Annotated in this window: 12 protein-coding genes; 5 read left to right on the top strand and 7 right to left on the bottom strand. The window is 42.5% G+C overall.

The genetic code is table 11. The features are described from left to right. Positions 1 to 53: 53 nt before the first annotated feature. Positions 54 to 2,504: a M14 family metallopeptidase gene (locus tag ACFSJE_RS05735; protein ID WP_379830046.1), complete on the bottom strand. Its 2,451-nt coding sequence runs from the start codon at positions 2,502 to 2,504 to the stop codon at positions 54 to 56. A gap of 151 nt (positions 2,505 to 2,655) precedes the next feature. On the opposite strand from ACFSJE_RS05735, the gene bshC reads away from it, so the two are divergent. Continuing rightward, the gene (gene bshC, locus ACFSJE_RS05730; RefSeq protein WP_379830012.1) at positions 2,656 to 4,257 is read left to right on the top strand and encodes a bacillithiol biosynthesis cysteine-adding enzyme BshC; all 1,602 of its coding nucleotides are present in this window, start codon (positions 2,656 to 2,658) and stop codon (positions 4,255 to 4,257) included. A 243-nt stretch (positions 4,258 to 4,500) separates the two neighbouring features. Here bshC and ACFSJE_RS05725 read toward each other — a convergent pair whose 3' ends face one another. From ACFSJE_RS05725 to pgmB, 3 genes are all read right to left on the bottom strand, one after another. Continuing rightward, the gene (locus ACFSJE_RS05725; protein WP_379830011.1) at positions 4,501 to 6,774 is read right to left on the bottom strand and encodes a TrbJ/VirB5 family protein; all 2,274 of its coding nucleotides are present in this window, start codon (positions 6,772 to 6,774) and stop codon (positions 4,501 to 4,503) included. A 223-nt stretch (positions 6,775 to 6,997) separates the two neighbouring features. Next, positions 6,998 to 8,842 (bottom strand): tetratricopeptide repeat protein, encoded by a 1,845-nt coding sequence (locus ACFSJE_RS05720; RefSeq protein WP_379830010.1) that lies wholly within the window; start codon positions 8,840 to 8,842, stop codon positions 6,998 to 7,000. Between the two features lie 87 nt (positions 8,843 to 8,929). Continuing rightward, a complete protein-coding gene (gene pgmB / locus ACFSJE_RS05715) occupies positions 8,930 to 9,589 on the bottom strand; it encodes a beta-phosphoglucomutase (RefSeq protein WP_379830009.1) in 660 nt (219 codons plus the stop codon). Positions 9,590 to 9,823: 234 nt separating this feature from the next. Between pgmB and guaA the strand changes: the two genes are divergently transcribed. From guaA to ACFSJE_RS05695, 4 genes are read left to right on the top strand one after another with little or no spacing between them, the layout of a single operon-like run. Further along, complete coding sequence (gene guaA / locus ACFSJE_RS05710) at positions 9,824 to 11,356, top strand: glutamine-hydrolyzing GMP synthase (protein WP_379830008.1); 1,533 nt, start codon at positions 9,824 to 9,826, stop codon at positions 11,354 to 11,356. Beyond that, positions 11,353 to 13,524, top strand: a complete 2,172-nt coding sequence (locus ACFSJE_RS05705; RefSeq protein WP_379830007.1) for a LysM peptidoglycan-binding domain-containing protein — start codon at positions 11,353 to 11,355, stop codon at positions 13,522 to 13,524. Before guaA ends, ACFSJE_RS05705 begins: the two co-directional genes overlap by 4 nt. Further along, entirely contained in the window at positions 13,502 to 13,906 is a 405-nt protein-coding gene (locus ACFSJE_RS05700) for an OsmC family protein (protein WP_379830006.1), read from the top strand. The genes ACFSJE_RS05705 and ACFSJE_RS05700 overlap by 23 nt, the downstream gene beginning before the upstream one ends. Beyond that, positions 13,894 to 14,427 (top strand): DUF922 domain-containing protein, encoded by a 534-nt coding sequence (locus tag ACFSJE_RS05695; protein ID WP_379830005.1) that lies wholly within the window; start codon positions 13,894 to 13,896, stop codon positions 14,425 to 14,427. The genes ACFSJE_RS05700 and ACFSJE_RS05695 overlap by 13 nt, the downstream gene beginning before the upstream one ends. 19 nt (positions 14,428 to 14,446) lie before the next feature. Here the strand turns inward: ACFSJE_RS05695 and ACFSJE_RS05690 are convergent, their stop codons facing one another. From ACFSJE_RS05690 to ACFSJE_RS05680, 3 genes are all read right to left on the bottom strand, one after another. Beyond that, the gene (locus tag ACFSJE_RS05690) at positions 14,447 to 15,799 is read right to left on the bottom strand and encodes an NAD-dependent succinate-semialdehyde dehydrogenase (RefSeq protein WP_379830004.1); all 1,353 of its coding nucleotides are present in this window, start codon (positions 15,797 to 15,799) and stop codon (positions 14,447 to 14,449) included. A gap of 20 nt (positions 15,800 to 15,819) precedes the next feature. Then, positions 15,820 to 16,881 carry an MBL fold metallo-hydrolase gene (locus ACFSJE_RS05685; RefSeq protein ID WP_379830003.1) on the bottom strand — a complete coding sequence of 354 codons (1,062 nt, stop codon included), beginning with the start codon at positions 16,879 to 16,881 and terminating at the stop codon, positions 15,820 to 15,822. Positions 16,882 to 17,031: 150 nt separating this feature from the next. Next, the gene (locus tag ACFSJE_RS05680; protein WP_379830002.1) at positions 17,032 to 18,411 is read right to left on the bottom strand and encodes a S41 family peptidase; all 1,380 of its coding nucleotides are present in this window, start codon (positions 18,409 to 18,411) and stop codon (positions 17,032 to 17,034) included. Between the last annotated feature and the right edge of the window lie 21 nt (positions 18,412 to 18,432).

Here is an 18,432-nt window from a genome sequence, read left to right as displayed (position 1 = left end):
TTCTGTTTTCTTAAAATTTAGCGGTAAACGGTTTAAAATCAATTAAGAAGAGGCTAGTCTACCATAAAGAGTGCATTGGCGAAGAACAATTTTCCATTTTCCCAAAAACCACGGAACAAAGGATTGTCCACCATATAGATTACTTGACCGGATCCAAAGTTTTCAGCACCAAAAACAAGGGATTCCTTTACTTTTTTCTGGGCTTCACTTCCCGCAAATCCTGAAAATGGTTTGGTATTGTTTTCCAGATACACCGCGTTGCCATTATCCAAATAGTTGTAACTGGCATTACCTAATTTTAGGGTGAAGTACTCCTTGTCATAGCCATAGGCCAGCGGATGCGTATTGTCTACTTTGGTCTTGAAGATGGCACCGGTAATGGCATCTTTAATCATTTCTCGTTCTAAATCTTTGTGCGGGCTCGGTGCATTATCCACGGAATCATTTTCCATTTTCTTTTTTTGAATGCCGAACCCATGTTCTCCATTCAAAGCACCAATGGCTCCGCCCATGGCGATGATTTTTCCACCTTTTCGTACCCATTGTTGCAATTTCTGGAGTTGTTTTTCATCAAAGTGGTCACCGTATCGTCCTCCGGGAAGAATCAAAACATTGTACTTGTCCAAATCAACCCGGTTAATGTAAGCATCATCAAGCACAGTGAGCGGATAATGCAATTGTTGTTCAAAAAAGTGCCAGATTTCTCCAAAACGAAGGGTAGAGGTGGGCCCTCCAGACAACACTGCAATCTTCGGTTTGGTGATCATGTTGATGGATGACGAACCAAAATCCTTTCCAGAATCCACAAAACCGGTCTTGGTATTGGTCATATTTTTTCCATACTTGGCTACAGCAGCCCTAAGCACTGCTATAAAATCTTCCTTATACTGATTGTCCCCTTTTGTGATGATCAAAGAACCACGATCAAACGATTGCCCTCCAATTGAAAATGGATGGTCCGCCTTACGAACACGGATACCGGAATTCAGTAATTCAGCAAGAAATTTGGCATCTTTCAGGCTATTCCAGTCAGTGATATAGGCATAGCTATCCGAAGCAAGGGTGGCATTTGCTGCAGTTTGATTTGTTCCAGCAGAAGCCGGAACCAAAGATGTGGAAGCAACCGCATCCAATCCGTAGGCATACGGAAGTGACCACGCTGTAATATCATAGGTAAGGGAATCGCTCAACTTGGCATTGGGCTCAAACAACACCTTTACCAAGGTCCCTTTAGTCTGATTTGTGGAGACCACCATACTTGTGTTGGAGGTGGACATACTGCCGTTGCCTCCTGTGCTATAATTAAAACCTTTAACCGTTCCGTTTGAAGGGGTTCCGTATTCAATTTTATGCTTGTCCAACAGTGATTTTAGCGCATCAATTTTGTCCTTGTCCCCGTTCAACACATAACTTTTGTATGCAAAGTTTTGGTTCTTGTGGAACTTTTTGAATTCGGAATTCAAGAGCGCAGCATTTTGGGAAGAAACTTCAACAGTGGATATCCCTGTGGTAAAATGGTGGTCAATACGGTCCTTCAAGGTAAGGGTATCACCAGTTGCGGTAATGACACCCAGCCCACCTTCACCGCCACCACCTTGCTCATAGGTCATTCCAATGGCCCCGTTGTAGGTGGGGTAGGTATCACCATAGCTGGGATAAAATAGGTCAAAAACTTCCTTGGTAAAATAAAACCAGCCATTTTGGTCAAAATATTTAGCGTGATTTTTACCTACGGTTTCCTGAAAATTGCGCTGGAAATCGGTTATCACTTCGTGATATGGTTCAGCCGCAGGCGCAAAATAGTATGGGTTGTTCTTACCTTGCTCGTGAAAGTCAACATGCACATGGGGCAACCATTCATTATAAACTTTTAACCGCTGCTGACTCTCAACTTGGGTCAACCAAGCCCAATCTCGGTTCAGGTCGAACATATAGTGGTTGCTGCGACCGTTCCACCAACCTTCATGGTGTTCCTTGCTGTTAGGGTCCACTTGGTATGGCGTGTTTTTGTATTGATTGTACCAATTGCTATAGCGGTCACGCCCATCGGGATTGATGCAGGGATCCATAATAATCACAGTATTCTCCAAATATTGGCTTTTAGCGGTTAGGAGTTCGTAAATGGTCTTCATGGAGGCTTCGGTACTCACACTTTCATTTCCATGGACATTATAGCTCAACCAAACAATGGCCTTTGAGGTATTTCCCCCTTCTTGCGTATCCTTTAAATGCTCTTGACGAATACTTTCCAAATTGGAAATGTTTTCTGCGGAAGAGACATAGGCCAATAGCAAAGGTCTGCGTTCGTTGGTCTTTCCGTAAATGGTAAGCTTCACCCTATCTGGAGCTTCATTGGCCAAATATTCGTAATAATCGACCACCTCATGATGCCTTGTAAATTGAGTACCCAGTTCATATCCCAAAAATTCAGATGGGGACTTTAATTGAGCAGAAACCGAAAAGAAAAAAGTGAAGATTGCAACGAAAGAAAGTAAAAATTTCATCATGTATGAGGTGATTAGTCAGAACCAAATCTAACAATAAATTGACCTAATGTCATAATTTTTGTTCCAGAAGGACTAAATTGTAATTAACGTATTTTTAGGATGAGAAAAAAACAAGAGGTTTATCTTTGACCACCTCATTGCAGTGTTAATGGAAGTAGATTGTATACCCTTTAAAGAAACCGGTTATTTCTCCAAGCTTATTTGTGATTATTTAGATCAGGACAATGGTCTAAAACCCTTTTATAACCGATTCCCGCTGGCCGAAAATTTTAAGGAACAGATTGAGGAAAAGAAAGCAAATTATCCTGCAGCACACCGCAAGGTATTGGTTGAGGCGCTAAAAAAGCAATACAAGGGATTTGAGGTTTCCGAAACTACGGAGAATAACATCGCTTCCTTGGCAAATGAGAATACGTTCACCATTATTACGGGTCACCAACTGAATTTGTTTACAGGGCCGTTGTATTTTCTCTATAAAATCGTATCAACCATCAATTTGGCCAAGGAGCTTAAAAATTCCCATCCAAATGCTCATTTTGTACCAGTGTATTGGATGGCCACGGAAGATCACGATTTTGATGAGATCAACTACTTTAATCTTCACGGAAAAAAAATACAGTGGAATCGCTCTGCGTCTGGAGCGGTTGGTGCGTTAAGCACCGAAGGACTAGATGCGGTTTTTGAGCTATTGTCCCCTGAATTGGGGAATACAGGCAATGCTGCGGAACTCAAAAAATTGTTCAAAAACGCGTATTTGGAGCATTCCACACTGACAGATGCTACCCGCTATTTAGCCAACGCATTGTTCGGTTCCGAAGGGTTGGTGATTGTGGATGGCGATGATGCGGCTTTAAAGAAATTATTGGTTCCCCATGCTGAAAAAGATATTTTTGAGCACGTTCCCTTTCATACCATTTCAGAATCTATTGCAGAATTATCCAAGGTCTCAGTGGATTATTCCATTCAGGTGAACCCTAGGGAAATCAATTATTTTTATTTAAAGGATGGGCTTCGCGAGCGAATTATAAAGAACCATGGCAAGTTTCATGTGTTCAATACGGAAATTAATTTTACCCCAGAGGAACTCAGGACGGAATTGCATCAACATCCGGAGCGATTTTCACCCAACGTGGTGGCGCGTCCGTTGTACCAAGAGGTGATTTTGCCGAATCTCTGTTATATTGGAGGAGGAGGGGAGTTGGCCTATTGGTTGGAGTTGAAATCGTATTTTGGAAAAATGGGAGTGACATTTCCCATGCTTTTGCTGCGCAATTCTGCTTTGATTATTACGGAAAAGCAATCCAAAAAACTCGAAAAATTGGATTTGAAGGTTTCCCATCTCTTTTTGAAACAGCATCGTTTCATCAACAAGAAGATTCGGGATATCTCTAATATCGATATTGATTTTTCACCGCAAAAAGAGTTGTTGGAGGAACAATTCAGGCATCTATACGAATTGACCGAGCAAACGGACAAGAGTTTTTTGGGAGCAGTAAAGGCGCAAGAGGTAAAACAGAAAAAGGGGTTGGATGCTTTGGAAAAGCGTTTGTTGAAAGCACAAAAACGAAAACTCAAAGATCATGTCATTCGGATGACTGACATCCAAAATGAACTTTTTCCCAATAAATCCCTTCAGGAACGACAGCTTAATTTTTCGGAACTCTATCTGGAAATGGGGAGTTCCCTGATCCCATCTTTACTGGAATCCCTAAATCCATTTAGTGGTGATTTCACTATTTTAAAATATTGATTAATAGATATTTATATTGATTAAGCCCATTTTTTTCGAAAAAGTTTGTAAATGAGGTAGGGTATTTTTTCTTACAATTGTTTCATTACTGAAAATTGCTATGAAAATTTAAATTTGAGTTGGTAAAACTCATATGTTTAGGTTGGTTTTGATTTTATTTGAAAGCCCCGGAGTGGTTCCCGGGGCTTTTGCTTTTTATGGATTCCAGTAAATCTTCAACCTTCTAATACAGTTGTGGAATAATTATCTGCTCTTGGCATCTTCAAATAATTTGTTCAAAGCATCATTGGGGTCGCAACCATCCAATTCGGCTCTTGATGTTTCTATCAACTCATTCTTGCTGAAAATATTAAAAGTGCCTACTTCTTTTTCTTCACCATTGATAATGACAAAATGGGTGAATTCCTCCGTATCATGGTTATAAACAAATCCGGCACCACCAATGCCATTGGTCAATTCCTGTACGCAGGCTTCCACATTGTCTTTTAAACTTTCCAATTCCTCAACAGTGGGCAATTGATCTACAATATCCTGTGCTTCAATTCGGATACCATCAGCCTCTTCAATATATTTTACGTTGTCGGCAGCTTCAAGAAGTTGGGCTTTTTGGCCGCTGGTCAGAATTGTTTCGTTGATGGTGACACTTCGTGTTGCGGTCATGGTCCAAAGGTCACCGCAGCCAAAGGTTTTGTGCCCATGGATAATGGTTACCGAAAATGTTCTGTTGATGCGGTCTAAACTTGCCAAATCTCGAAGCGCTCCTTCCAATTCGGCTCTTGTTGTGGCATTGTCGTTTGTTTCGCTTACCGCGTTACGTAAGCGGGTAAGGGCATTTCTGTGACCTCTCACAATCGCATCAATCTGTCCAGAAAGATTGTCGCTGCACAAAATACGGTCATAGTCGCTCAGATAAGAATTAATGGTGCTCCTTCCTGATGCCAAACCTGCGGCCACGGCATCATCAATGGCGTCTTGCGCTTGGTCGATGATTCCGGGGAGTGCAGCTCTCAATCCTCTTAGGCTAAGTTCCAATTCATATTGGTCTTCGGCATCTTGTAAATCTTGAATTGCCTGTTCCGTGGTGGCAATGGCAGCATCAATTTGTTCGGTTACCGTTTCTGAAATACCATCCGTAAAATTATCTGGGGTGGTGGCGATACATTTGGTTTCACTCGTTGTGAATACTGCGGAAGCTCCCCACACATCATCTCCTGAAACTACCTGCCCTTCCATGGTGAATGCTTCTGGAGTCGCTCGAACAGCTCCTTCCATACTTTGGTCACCCGTGGGCATTTGAATTTCAAAAGAGCCAGACATACCTATATCAAAATTCCCGGTTTGCTCTACAAAACCATAGGCGTTGAGGTCTCCATCAGGCATAAGTGGGATAAAATTGGGCCACCATGATAAATCCGGGTCAACCAAACCATTGATAAAAGCTTTGGCGACTACCCCGTCATTGGTGGACGCTTCTGCTACAACAGCTGCACTTCCCGAACCAATAGGAAAACCAAAGGAAATAAAGGAGGTGATGTCAAGGGACAAGTCCAGTTGACCATTAATGCCCGAACGATAGTTCACGCCAAAATCAGATTCCATGGGTTCATCAAAGTTTAAATCGGCACTAAAGCCCCTATTTTGATAATACATCCCTGAGGCTTCCAATATTTTGAAAAAGGAAACGGTTCCCCCGGTCACTTGATTGGCTTGAAATGTGACCACATTGCCCTCTACTGGGTTGGTGGGCACATACATGAAATTGGAACCGAACGATGCTCCAAAGCTTACACTGGACAGTTTGTTGTGGCTTGAATCCCCATCGCTTCCACCGTTATTATTGTCACCACCATCTCCACCGCCAAGGGCATCGCCCCCCAATGAAAAGAAGAACATAGGGTCGGTATAATCCGCAATATAAGTGATATGGCCGCCCACCGGAGCCTCAATGGAAAGAGGTTTGTGAGCATCTGGGTCATCATTGACACCGAGTTTTAATTCCAATCCCGCGGAAATGGCAAAGACAAAATAGGAGCGTTCATCTACCAGTTGTATTTCAAAATCTCGATTCTCATTCAAAAATTTTCCGGTGAAGAATCCAATATCTGCCTGGACGGGAGTCTCAAACTCAAAATAATTGGTAGGAGCGGGGATTTCCGTGGTGCCACTCATACTTTTTAAAGTGCCGTCATCATTAAATTGCACGTCCAAATCCGCTTCGGCAAAAACGATTGGTTCACCAGAATCCGTGTTCATGGTCAATGAGCCTTCAACGAGATAGCCATTTTCCGTTTCAGTAATATCGCCTTCTGGCTCAAGGTCGTCTTCCGTTATCCCCGAAGGATCAGTTGGGTTTTCATCATCACATTGGTCGAGGCATTGTTCAGGATTTCCGCAAGGGTTGGTTTTACAAGGGTCCTCCGCAATGGGTTCTATATTGTCCCCTTTGCTACAGGAAATTGCCAATACTAGCATTAGTAGTATGGCAATTCCGTGGAATGGTTTACGCATTGCTTTCATGATTTTCAGTTTTGTGGTTAAACTTGATTGTTGTTTTGTGTGCCCCGCCCGGTAACGGTCTGCAGCCCTTAGCCGAGCAAGACCACAAAACATTTGTCAAATTCATGACACAACAAACCTAAATTACTGATTACGAGCAATGAAATATGGAGGGTGGACATCTGGTGGACATTCTTAAAATAATATAGGGACATGAGGTGGACACCTCAGCGATGGCCTATTTTTAAAGGGATAGCACCAAATCCTGTAAAGAATCTTCAGTAGTAATGTCCAACTTTTTGCGAAGTCGATACCGTGCTTTTTTGATGCCTTCGGGAGAAATATTGAGGATGTTCGCTATCTCTTTCGAGGACAAATTCATCTTTAAAAGGGATAAAAGACGAAGCTCATTTGACGTCACCTGAGGATATTTTGCCTTCACATTACTATTGAAATCTTTATGGACCTCCTCAAAATAGCGGGAGAAATTCTCCCAATTATTGTCGTCCTGCAAATCAAAATTGATGGTGCGAATCAATTGTTGGTATCCTTTTTTTGATTCTTCATTTTGTTTAAGCGCCTCGGCCTTTTGTTTTAGACCTTCCAAAACTTCATTCTTCTTGGCCAAATGTAAAGCATGGGTGGTCAATTCTTTCTTTTTGAAAGCTAGTTCAGCATCAACCTTTTCCTTTTCCAGTTGATTTCGCTTCAGTTTCTGTCGGATACCATAAAACCCGAATCCAAAAATCAATAATGACAATCCCAAACCACCCCCAAGCACAATTTTTTGAAGGCGGCTCACTTCAGCTTCTTGCTCTAACAGTGAGATTTGCTGTTCCTTTTTTTCGGTTTCATAAATGGTACGTAGCTCCTCAATTTGTTGCGATTTTGCCGTATTAAAAATGGAATCATTCAGGCTTATAAATTGTTTTTTATCTTCCAATGCTTCCTGAAATTGACCACTTTTTTCATAGGCAAGCGACCTTCCCTCGTAACCATCCTTCAGTTCGGCAAGGCTTTGTATGGAATCGGCCAAATGAATGGCTTTTGTATGATTTTCTATTGCTTCGGCGGTTTGATTTTTCTCTAGGAACAAACTCCCCAATTCGTTGTAGGAACTTACATTATTGTTGGCCGTTGTTTTGCCGAGTGCAATACTTTTGTTGAGAAAGTCTTCCGCCAGATCTAGATTTCCCTTTTTTCGGTTGGCCAACCCCAAATTGTGGTAGCAGATGGCTTCAAAACCTTTTCTGCCCGAAGAAATGGAGATTTCCAGACTCTTGTTAAAATGCTCAATGCCCTTGTCAATTTCGTCAAGGCCAAGATAAGCATAGCCAATTTCGGTATGGGTGATGCATTCCCAAAGAGGATTTCCTTGCTCCTGAAAAATTTTAAGCCCTTCCAAAAGGTGAGGTAAGGCGGCTTCATCGTTTCCTCTAAGGCTTTCTATCCGGCCCACGCCAACTAGCATGTCGGCACGTTTTTCTAAATAAGGTTTTTCAAGGGAATCTAATCCGCGGAGGCCATTTAACATGTATTTTATACCAATTTCATAACTCGCTTTGTCCATGTATATGGTGGCAATTTCTCTATTGGTTTCGGCGATACGGATACCACTTTCCATGTTTTTCGCAGTTTCCATGACCTTCTCGTACAATTCCAAGGATTTGGTGAAATCACCCTGTAACTGTTCAATTTTAGCCAGGCCATTAAAGGTTTTGAATCTACCTTCATTATTATCCAATTCTTCCCAAATGGTTGCGGCACGCTCAAAGTAATAATGGGCGGAATCAAAAGCGTAAATTCGACGGTAGTAGTTACCATAATTGAAAAGGGCATCACCTTCTCCCTTTTTATAGTCAAGGGATTTGGAGAGTTGAAGCTGTTCCTTTACGTAGGGCAACACATCTTCCGGTTTTCTTAAGTGAAATGTTCCGTAATAGAGTTGGTCCAGCGTTTCAATTTTTTCAATCCCATCCGGCTGGTTTTCGTATACGCTTAAAAGGCTATCGAGTCGCTCCTCTTTTTGGGCTTGAAGTGTACAGTTGAGGATAAGTAAACAGATTGAAACAGCAAATCTGGTTTTCATGGAGGTTGAATTACCTCTTAAAAATAGACATTTTGCCCCAACTTTATGAAGAAGAGCGATTTGAGTCGATAAAAGGGAACGAATTTTTTAGAACAATTCCTTGAAATGTGACTTTACTTCAAACAAAGTGGCCTCTTTCATGGTATCGAATCGGATATCGGCATGACCAACCCGTTCTTCAGGGCCAATGCCCACGCTATGGAAACCTCCAGCTTTAGCGGCATCTATGCCTTTTTCGGCATCCTCAAAAACAATACAATTGGCAGGGGGAAGTCGCAATTTTTCAGCAGCATAAAGGAAAATATCGGGAGCTGGTTTGCTTTTGGCCACACTATTTCCATCACCGATAACATCAAAATAGCCCGTGGCATTGAGTTGTTGCAACACTTTTTCGGCATTTTTACTAGCACTTCCCAAGGCCACACTAAATCCCTCGGTTCTTAGGTGGGTCAATAATTCACGGGCACCGGGTAGATAATCTTCGGGGGTGACTTTATCCAAGCTAGCCACATACAAATCATTTTTCTTAGTCGCGAGTTCAACAATGGTGTTTTCATCCAAAGAGACGTTGTTGTGTTCCATAATGACCTTGATGGAATCCATACGGGAGATACCCCGCAGTTTTTCATTGACCTCACGGTTAAAATCCCAACCCATTTCGTCGGCCAATGCTTTCCAAGCTTCGTAGTGCAGTTCGGCCGTATCGGTAATTACGCCATCCAAATCGAAGATAAACCCTTTGATCATGGTTCAGTGTTTGTGAAACGCAAAGAAATGACGAAATGTGTTAAGAAAAAAACTACATAAGGTTATATTCGCTGAAATGAAATCTTTGCCTTTTGTAAGGCAGCTCTAGATTTTTGTTGGTTGCTCTTGGGAAATTAGATGGGATAACCCGTGTAGGATAAGCTGTTTACAAAGTTGTCATAAATATCCCTTAAAAGATACTTTTTCAAAAAAACCAAATTGCTATTTTTGCCCATGCAGAACAACGTACTCATCCTTGATTTTGGTTCCCAGTACACACAGTTGATCGCAAGACGCGTTAGGGAACTCAACATTTACTCAGAAATTAAACCGTTTAACAAGCTTCCAAAGGATCTTTCGGAATATAAAGCCGTCATCCTTTCGGGGTCTCCATCCTCGGTTCGAAGTGATAATGCCCCCCATCCTGATCTATCAGAAATAAAGGGAAAAAAACCGTTGTTGGGGATATGCTACGGAGCCCAGTATTTATCGCACTTTAATGGCGGAAATGTGGCACCTTCGGCCACTCGTGAATATGGTAGGGCCAATCTCTCTTTTGTAAAGAGTGGCGAGGAATTTTTGAAAGGATTGGGTGAAGGCAGCCAAGTGTGGATGAGCCACAGTGACACCATAAAGGAGTTGCCCGAAGGAGCAATCCGATTGGCAAGCACCCACGATGTGGAAAATGCCGCCTACAAAATTGATGGTGAGGCCACCTACGGAATCCAATTCCATCCTGAGGTCTACCATACCACCGATGGAAAGAAACTATTGGAAAACTTTTTGGTGAACATAGCCGGGTTGAAACAAGATTGGACGCCTGATGCTTTTGTAGAAACTACGGTTGATGAACTCAAAGCGCAGATAGGAGATGACAAGGTTATTCTTGGGCTTTCCGGAGGGGTAGATTCCAGTGTAGCGGCCATGTTGCTTCACAAAGCTATTGGAAAACACTTGCATTGCATTTTTGTGAACAATGGCTTGCTTCGCAAAAATGAGTTTGAAAATGTGCTTGATCAATACGAGCACATGGGGCTCAATGTAAAGGGCGTGGATGCTTCGGCACGTTTTTTGGATGCATTGAAGGGTGAATCCGACCCAGAAAAGAAACGAAAGATCATTGGAGGGGTCTTTATTGATGTTTTTGATGATGAGGCCCATAAAGTGGAAAATGCCAAATGGCTGGCCCAAGGGACCATTTACCCCGATCGGATTGAATCCGTTTCGGCCAGTGGAGGTCCATCCGCAGTGATCAAAAGTCACCATAATGTAGGTGGATTGCCAGATTATATGAAGTTGAAGATTGTGGAACCCTTAAAAATGTTGTTCAAGGACGAGGTCCGAAGAGTTGGTGCCAGTATGGGAATGTCCGAAGCCATTTTAGGGAGACATCCGTTTCCAGGTCCTGGTTTGGGAATTCGTATATTGGGAGATATTACCGCAGAAAAAGTGGCCATTTTACAAGAAGTGGATGCCATTTTTATTGAAGGTTTAAAAAAATGGGGACTTTATGATAAGGTTTGGCAAGCCGGAGCCATGCTTTTACCCGTAGATAGTGTAGGGGTCATGGGAGATGAACGAACCTATGAGAAATGTGTGGCCCTCAGAGCGGTTGAAAGTACGGACGGAATGACCGCAGATTGGGTAAATCTGCCATATGAGTTCCTACAAAAGACCTCCAATGATATAATAAATAAGGTCAAAGGCGTTAATAGAGTAGTGTATGACATAAGCTCAAAGCCACCTGCAACTATAGAATGGGAATGAAAAAATATATTTTACAACTGGGTTTTGTGGTCTTTTTGTTGGCTTCCATCCCGGTTTCTGCTCAGGATAAGTATGAAACACATGCTGTAAAGAAAGGGGAGACTTTGCAAAGTATTTCGCAAAAGTACCGCGTTACTCCTTACAGTATCCTTCAAGCCAACAAGGAAATCAAAAGTGCTGCCGATGTAAAGGAGAACACTATTTTGATCATTCCTTTGAATGGAGCGGTTAAAGTTGAGAAAGAAAAACCCAAAGAAGAAGTACAGCAAGAACCCAAACCCATTGGCTTCACTAGACATAGAGTTCGACGTAAAGAAACTTTGTTTGGCATTACCAAAAAATACGAGATTACCGAAGATCAGCTAAAAAGATATAACACCCAATTGTATTCAGAATCGCTGCAAAAGGGGATGGTGCTACAGATTCCAAAATACCCTGAAATTGACCAGGAAGATGAACGCGAGTTGGATTTTGAGACCTACATCGTTCAACCCAAGGAAACGCGATGGAGCATTGCGCACAAATATGGAATTACAGTCGACAGCCTTTTGATCCTCAATCCAGATTTGAGCAAAACTTCCAATTACTTGGCAGCCGGGCACGAATTGAAATTGCCCAGACCAAAAGGTGATAGTTTAAAGGAACAAAAAGTGGAGATTTTCACTTCGTACACCGTTCCTCCCAAAATGACCTTGTATAGTTTGGGCAGGGAATACGGTATTCCTTCCGATTCCATCGTAAAACTGAATCCTGAAATCATGACGCAAGGCGGTTTGAAGGAAGGTATGGTTATCCGACTTCCCAAAAAACAAGATAAAGCCGGCGTTGTCAACACGGACAATTATATTTTTTATGAGGTAAAACCGAAGCAAAATATCTTCAGAATTACGCAAAACCTTAAGATTACAAGAGAGGAACTTTTCCGGCTTAACCCTGCGTTGGAAAATGGACTCAAGGCGGGTATGGTACTGAAACTTCCAAAGGAAAAAGCGGATGTTCTTGAAGTGAAAAATGCGTTGGTCATTGATAAAATCAACTTGTTGGATAGTGTCAATGTCGAGAACAAACCCAAGGTGGTGTTCATGTTGCCATTTCGCTTGGACCGGGTTGATGTGAACAACAAGGAAAAAACCGAAGGTCAGATTAAGGCCAGACGAGATATGACCTTGAGTCTTGGATTTTATTCCGGAGCTATGGTTGCCTTGGATTCCATCAAGAAATTGGGCATTTCGGTCAATGTAAAATCGTATGACACTGAGTTGAGCCAGACCAAAGTGAAGGAAATTTTGATGCGGGAAAACCTGCAAGGGGTCAATGCCATTATTGGACCGGTGGTCCCTGCGGCATTGAATGAAGTGGCGGTGCAAGCAGCTTCCAAAAACATTCCAGTGATTGCTCCTATCTCTTCAGAAAGTGAGTTCAGTCATTCCAATGTGTTCTTTTCCGTACCCCGTGAGGAGGTGCTACGCAGCAAGATGCTTTCGTACTTGGAGAAGGTTTATACAAATGAAAATGTGATTATCATTGCCGATTCAACCCATAGGGCAGCACATGATTCCATTTTGAGCAAGTTTCCGGCAGCGCAGATTGCGAAGATCATTGACAATAAATCATTGCATTTGGATCAATTCCTCATTCAACTTTCAGAAGACAAAGAAAATTGGGTATTCTTGGAGACCGACCAACCCAACATGGTGGCCAGTGTAACATCCATCTTAAATTCAGCCAATACGGCCAGTCTCTTGTCCGAAAAAGAGACCCAAGTTAAGGTTCGTATGTTCACCACAAGCTATAACAGTGCTTTCGAGGACGATGCGGTTTCCAATACACATCTGTCCAACCTCAGGTTCACCTATCCGTCTTCATCAAGGGAGGTGGGAAGTGATTCTTTTACCAAAGCCTATCAAAAAAAGTACAATGGGCTTAAGCCTGATCGCTATGCCACCCGCGGATTTGATGTGACCTTTGATGTATTGCTGAAACTGGCACATAAAAACAATCTTTTTGAAACCTCCAAGATCATTGGACTTACGGAATACACCGGAAACAGTTTTGATTATTTCAACAACTGGACTTCGGGGTATTTTAATAGAGCTTGCTACATCATGGAGTACGATAACTTGGAAATTAAAGAAGTAAAAGTGGATGACCTCAAAAGTAACCTATAACGGGAATTTGCGCACTACGTGCGTGCATATTCGCTCGGGAAATGAATACATTACCGATGCCCCAATCGATAATAATGGTAAGGGTGAAGCCTTTTCACCGACCGATACCGTAGCCACCGGATTGGCCAATTGTATGTTGACCACCATGGGCATAAAGGCAGGAAATCTGGAGGTGGATTTAACAGGTTCAACCGCCGAGGTGACCAAACATATGGCAGCTGACCCAAGACGAATCATTAAAATTGAGGTGAAAATGGAACTTCCCAAAGAAGTTTCCGAAAAGAACCGAAAGATTTTGGAAAACATGGCAAGAACCTGTCCTGTTGAGTACAGCTTGCATCCAGATATTGAAAGAGTAATCGATTTTCATTGGGTAAAATAATAACCATAGGATGTTTGTTGATCCTTGGTTTTTTGGGTTTTGGTCAGGAAATCGAGGAAGGTATCCTTTGGGATTCCAATTTGAGACTTACCTGGGATAACTTTAAGGGCAAAGTGCCTCCATCTTCGGTCCCGGCAGCAACAACCGCCAGCGGTATCAGCTATACCTACTCCGCCAACTTATTGCATCATGAGGTACGACTGGATTATCAGGTCAATGCCTATTTCTACCCCAATGAATCGTGGTACAAACCCGAGGTGTGTGATGAAAACACGCTGAGCCATGAGCAACTTCATTTTGATATTTCGGAGCTTTTTGCCCAAAAAATGCGGGACCGTTTGGACCGTACTTCTTTTTCGGATGATGTGAAGGCGGAGATTCGGAAAATCTACCAAGAGATATTACAAGAGCTTCAGGACTACCAAGATAAATACGATTGGGAGACCAACTTTTCCCGAAATCGGGAGAAGCAGGCAGAATGGAACCAAAAAATTGCCAAAGCACTCCGCGAAAAGGAGTAAAACTTTGATTTTAAGGTGATTACTTGATGTAGACCGTCTTTTTGTTCACAAACTCTTGAATACCATCTAAGGATAGTTCCCGACCATATCCTGAAATTTTGGTTCCGCCAAAAGGCAATCTCGGGTCGCTTTTTACCAACTCATTCACAAACACGGCGCCATCATCAAACTGGGGGATACGTTGTTTTGCAGCTTGAATGTTTTCCGTAAAGAGGGAAACCCCTAGTCCAAAGTCACTTTGATTGACCAACCTTACCGCTTCTTCTGCCGTTTCAAAAACAGTTATACCAATCAGTGGGCCAAAGGTTTCTTCTTTAAAAATGGTCATGTCGGGCGTAACATTACCCACAACGGTCGGTTCAAAATGGGCGTTTTTCCGATTTCCTCCCAAGAGAATTTTAGCGCCTTGACTCACGGATTCTTCCAATTGTTTTTCTAGTTCTTCGGCAAGGTCAACTCGTGCCATAGGACCTACGTAGGTGTCTTTGTCCATCGGGTCACCACTTTTTAGTTTGCGAACGGCATCAACGAATTTTTTCGTGAAATCTTCAGCGATGGATTTTTGTAACAGCAAACGTTTTCCGGCAATACAGCTTTGCCCAGTGTTCTGGTAGCGCGCCTGGACGCAGGTTTTCACGGTTTCTTCCATATTGCAATCATCAAAAACCACTAGGGCATTACTACCTCCCAGTTCCAAAACCGACTTTTTAATTTGGGAGCCTGCAACAGAGGCTACGGCACTTCCGGCAGGCATGCTCCCAGTTAAGGTTACGGCCTTTACCTTCTTGTTCTTCAAAATGGGCTCAATCTTACCGCTGCTAATGGGGAGATTGGTGAAACATCCTTCGGGAAATCCCGCTCTTGCAAACACCTTTTCAATATTGGCCGCACTTTTCATAACGTTACTGGCATGCTTCAATAGTCCCACATTTCCGGCCATTAAAGCTGGGGCAGCAAACCGGAAGACCTGCCAGAAGGGATAGTTCCAGGGCATTATGGCCAAAACGGCGCCTATGGGTTCATAATTGACGTAGCTTTCCTGTGCATCCGTTTCGATGTGTTTGTTTGCCAATTGCTCAGCTGCGTGCTGGGCATAATACTCGCAGACCCATGCACATTTTTCAACCTCCGCTATGGCTTGACTGATGGGCTTTCCCATTTCCAACGTGATATCTTTAGCGTATTCCTCCTTGTTTTGCTTAAGCTCGTTTGCGGCAGCCATCATAAGGTCACTTCGTTCCGAAAAAGTACATTTTCGCCATGACTTGAAACATTCATCCGCTTTTTCAATCGCCTTATTGACTTGGGCCATTGAAAATTCTTCAACTTCGTAGACTTCTTTTAAGGTATGCGGATTTGTGGAGGTAAGCATGTTGTAAATTTTATTCGATTTTAATTGATATCGTTCCACCAGATTTTAAAAGTCTGGGTGTCGTCACCAAGCAAAACTTTTTCACCAATCATTGGGGTGACCAGTGGAATCTTATGGGTTGCATTGTACTCGGTAACCTTGTTCAGGGGTTCGTTCCACGGATGCATGGCCAGCGCAAATTTACCGGAATGTACCGGAAACAGTTTTTTGGCGTTGAGGTCAAGAGCCGCTTTCAATACCTGTTCGGGGAGCATATGGATGGCCTCCCAAGCCAAATTGTATTGTCCGTTTTCCAAAATGGCCAAATCAAATGGACCATGTTTTTTACCAATTTCTGCGAAATGGGAATCGTACCCACTGTCCCCACCCACAAATATTTTTTGTGACGGGGTTTCAATCACATAAGAAAGCCATAAGGTGTTATTTCTAATAAAACCTCTTCCTGAAAAATGGCGCGCCGATGTGGTACTTATCGCAATGGTATCGTTTAGCTGAAAGGTTTCGTTCCAATCTTTTTCAATAATGGTTTGCGGGTTGAATCCCCAATATTCAAAATGAGAGCCTACCCCAAGCCCACAGATAATGGTACCCACTTTGTTTTTGAGTCCAATGATGGTTTCGTAATCCAAGTGATCATAATGGTCGTGGCTTATTAATAGATAGTCGATTTCGGGCAAATCATCAACAGCATACCCGTTTGAACCCTTAAAGGCCTTCACGCTTCCCGGTACAGGAGATGCATTTCCACTGAACACAGGGTCTATCAAAAAACGCTTTCCTTCCAATTGCATATAGTAGGAAGAATGTCCAAACCAAACCAAAACAGGCTCACTCGGGTCTAGCTGGTGCAAGTCGGTCTGGACTGAGGGGATGCCATTTTTTGGTGTTTTATTGGGATGCGGTTTAAAAAGTTGCTCGTAAATGATTCCGCGCATGGAGTATCCTTTGGTAAGGGTGGGGGTATGGCTGATGTTTTGGAATTTTCCATTGCTGAACTGAGGCGATTGTTTAAGTGCCGCAAGCCGTTCATTGCTGGGTTTCTTTCCGAATTTGGGCTGCCGCATGTATAGAAAGACAGTCATTACTAGTAAGATTGCGAGGGATAGGAATAGAAGCATAAACCGTTACATAGTGGTCCTATTTCAAAGGTACGGCTAGTGATGGAGAAAAAAGAAGGAGCGGCTTGGATTTTTTCCGCGCCACTCTACCATAAATTTTGAGATTTGTAGGGCTTATTTATCTATCAGTTTCAACAGAATGGTCAAAATTTCATCGTTTTCATCCAATAATTGGTCTCGGATATAAACATCTGGGATCACGCCTTGCTCTTTGGTACTTCCATTGACCCGAACAATATATCCTTTGGAAACCTTGACCGGAATCCCAGTGTTGGGCAGGTTGTATTGAAACTGTGATGCATACAACGAAGGGTAATCGCCCGTCTCTTCACCGACGAGTGTCCCAAACTTGTAGTCTTGAATTTGAGCCGCTGTCACCGCAGCTTGTGAGTGTGACTGCCTGTTGATGAGGACATATACCTTTCCCGTAAATCGTTTTGGTTCGGGTTGAGGTTGATAGGCATCAAAAGTATAATCGTAAATCTCTCCGTCCTTGTGGGAAAGGATTTTTTGATTAAATGTTGATGTAGTGTCGCTGTGTTGTCTGATATGATTTTTAAGGAATTTACTCGTCTTCAAGGTAAAGCTGGAATTCCACATGAAGGGTTTGTCCGCAAAATAAGAGACCAAATAATCACTGAATGAATCATTCCCTCCAAGATTGTTCCGCAGGTCAACAATCAAATTTTTGCTTCCTTCTTCTTTTATAGCTACAAAAGCCGAATCAATGAATTGCTGGAATTTTTCTTCATCCCCACTAAAATTACCGGGATTCAGGTAAGCAGACTTTTCAAAGAATTTGAGTTCCATTTTGGCGTTCGCGACCTCATTCCGCTTCATCTCGTAACCCTCAATAAGGTTCACCGCTTTACATGTATGCGTTGTGACGGTTTCATCCGTTCGGATTTCAACCACAAAATCATCCTGTTTTCCAAAAACCTGCCAATAGTATCTGGGGAAGGAATACAACTCAATCTTTACATTTTTAAAATAGGGGCGCTCGGCGGATACTTGGGGATATATTTTGGCTAGAATGTCCTCCATGGAAATCCCATTTATACTGATTATTTCAGAACCAATGGCGATGCTACTGTCATCTGAAAAATTCTTTCGAACCAGGGATTTTCCATTTTCAAAAGCAATTTCCAAAGGAAAAATAGTCCCTCCGGCATACGCATAAACTCCATACGATTGTGCTGGGAAATCAATTTCGGTATGCCCATTGTTCACTGTTGAAATCAATTGTTGAAATAGGGTAGTGGTCTCCATGGCACTCAAAGAGTCCTTTTCTATGTTGCTTCTTAATTGGAAATAGGTGTCGTTGAACTCTTTTTCAGAGATGTAGGCGTACACATTATAATGGGCCTCTTTTAAAGATTCGTGCAGGGTTTTTAAATCTTCAAGCACGTCTTCTTTTGAAAATGTTGCAGCGGATTGTCCAAAGGAAAATAAGCTGGCCAAACAAAAAAATAGCATCAAAAATTGTGGTTTCATTGTCTCTTGTTGTCTTCTGAA

Origin of the sequence: Flagellimonas iocasae (genome assembly GCF_042682725.1) — a bacterium.
GTDB classification, from domain to species: Bacteria; Bacteroidota; Bacteroidia; order Flavobacteriales; family Flavobacteriaceae; genus Flagellimonas; species Flagellimonas iocasae.
The sequence above is the reverse complement of the archived record's forward strand: the minus strand, read 5'-3'. Positions and strand labels throughout refer to the sequence as shown.

What these genes read in the sequence shown, in the direction of transcription:
- bshC (WP_379830012.1), top strand. Translation starts at nt 2,656, where the DNA reads ATGGAAGTAGATTGTATACCCTTTAAAGAAACCGGTTATTTCTCCAAG.
- pgmB (WP_379830009.1), bottom strand. Translation starts at nt 9,589, where the DNA reads ATGATCAAAGGGTTTATCTTCGATTTGGATGGCGTAATTACCGATACG.
- ACFSJE_RS05690 (WP_379830004.1), bottom strand. Translation starts at nt 15,799, where the DNA reads ATGCTTACCTCCACAAATCCGCATACCTTAAAAGAAGTCTACGAAGTT.
- ACFSJE_RS05720 (WP_379830010.1), bottom strand. Translation starts at nt 8,842, where the DNA reads ATGAAAACCAGATTTGCTGTTTCAATCTGTTTACTTATCCTCAACTGT.
- ACFSJE_RS05680 (WP_379830002.1), bottom strand. Translation starts at nt 18,411, where the DNA reads ATGAAACCACAATTTTTGATGCTATTTTTTTGTTTGGCCAGCTTATTT.
- ACFSJE_RS05705 (WP_379830007.1), top strand. Translation starts at nt 11,353, where the DNA reads ATGAAAAAATATATTTTACAACTGGGTTTTGTGGTCTTTTTGTTGGCT.
- ACFSJE_RS05685 (WP_379830003.1), bottom strand. Translation starts at nt 16,881, where the DNA reads ATGACTGTCTTTCTATACATGCGGCAGCCCAAATTCGGAAAGAAACCC.
- ACFSJE_RS05725 (WP_379830011.1), bottom strand. Translation starts at nt 6,774, where the DNA reads ATGAAAGCAATGCGTAAACCATTCCACGGAATTGCCATACTACTAATG.
- guaA (WP_379830008.1), top strand. Translation starts at nt 9,824, where the DNA reads ATGCAGAACAACGTACTCATCCTTGATTTTGGTTCCCAGTACACACAG.
- ACFSJE_RS05735 (WP_379830046.1), bottom strand. Translation starts at nt 2,504, where the DNA reads ATGAAATTTTTACTTTCTTTCGTTGCAATCTTCACTTTTTTCTTTTCG.
- ACFSJE_RS05700 (WP_379830006.1), top strand. Translation starts at nt 13,502, where the DNA reads ATGACCTCAAAAGTAACCTATAACGGGAATTTGCGCACTACGTGCGTG.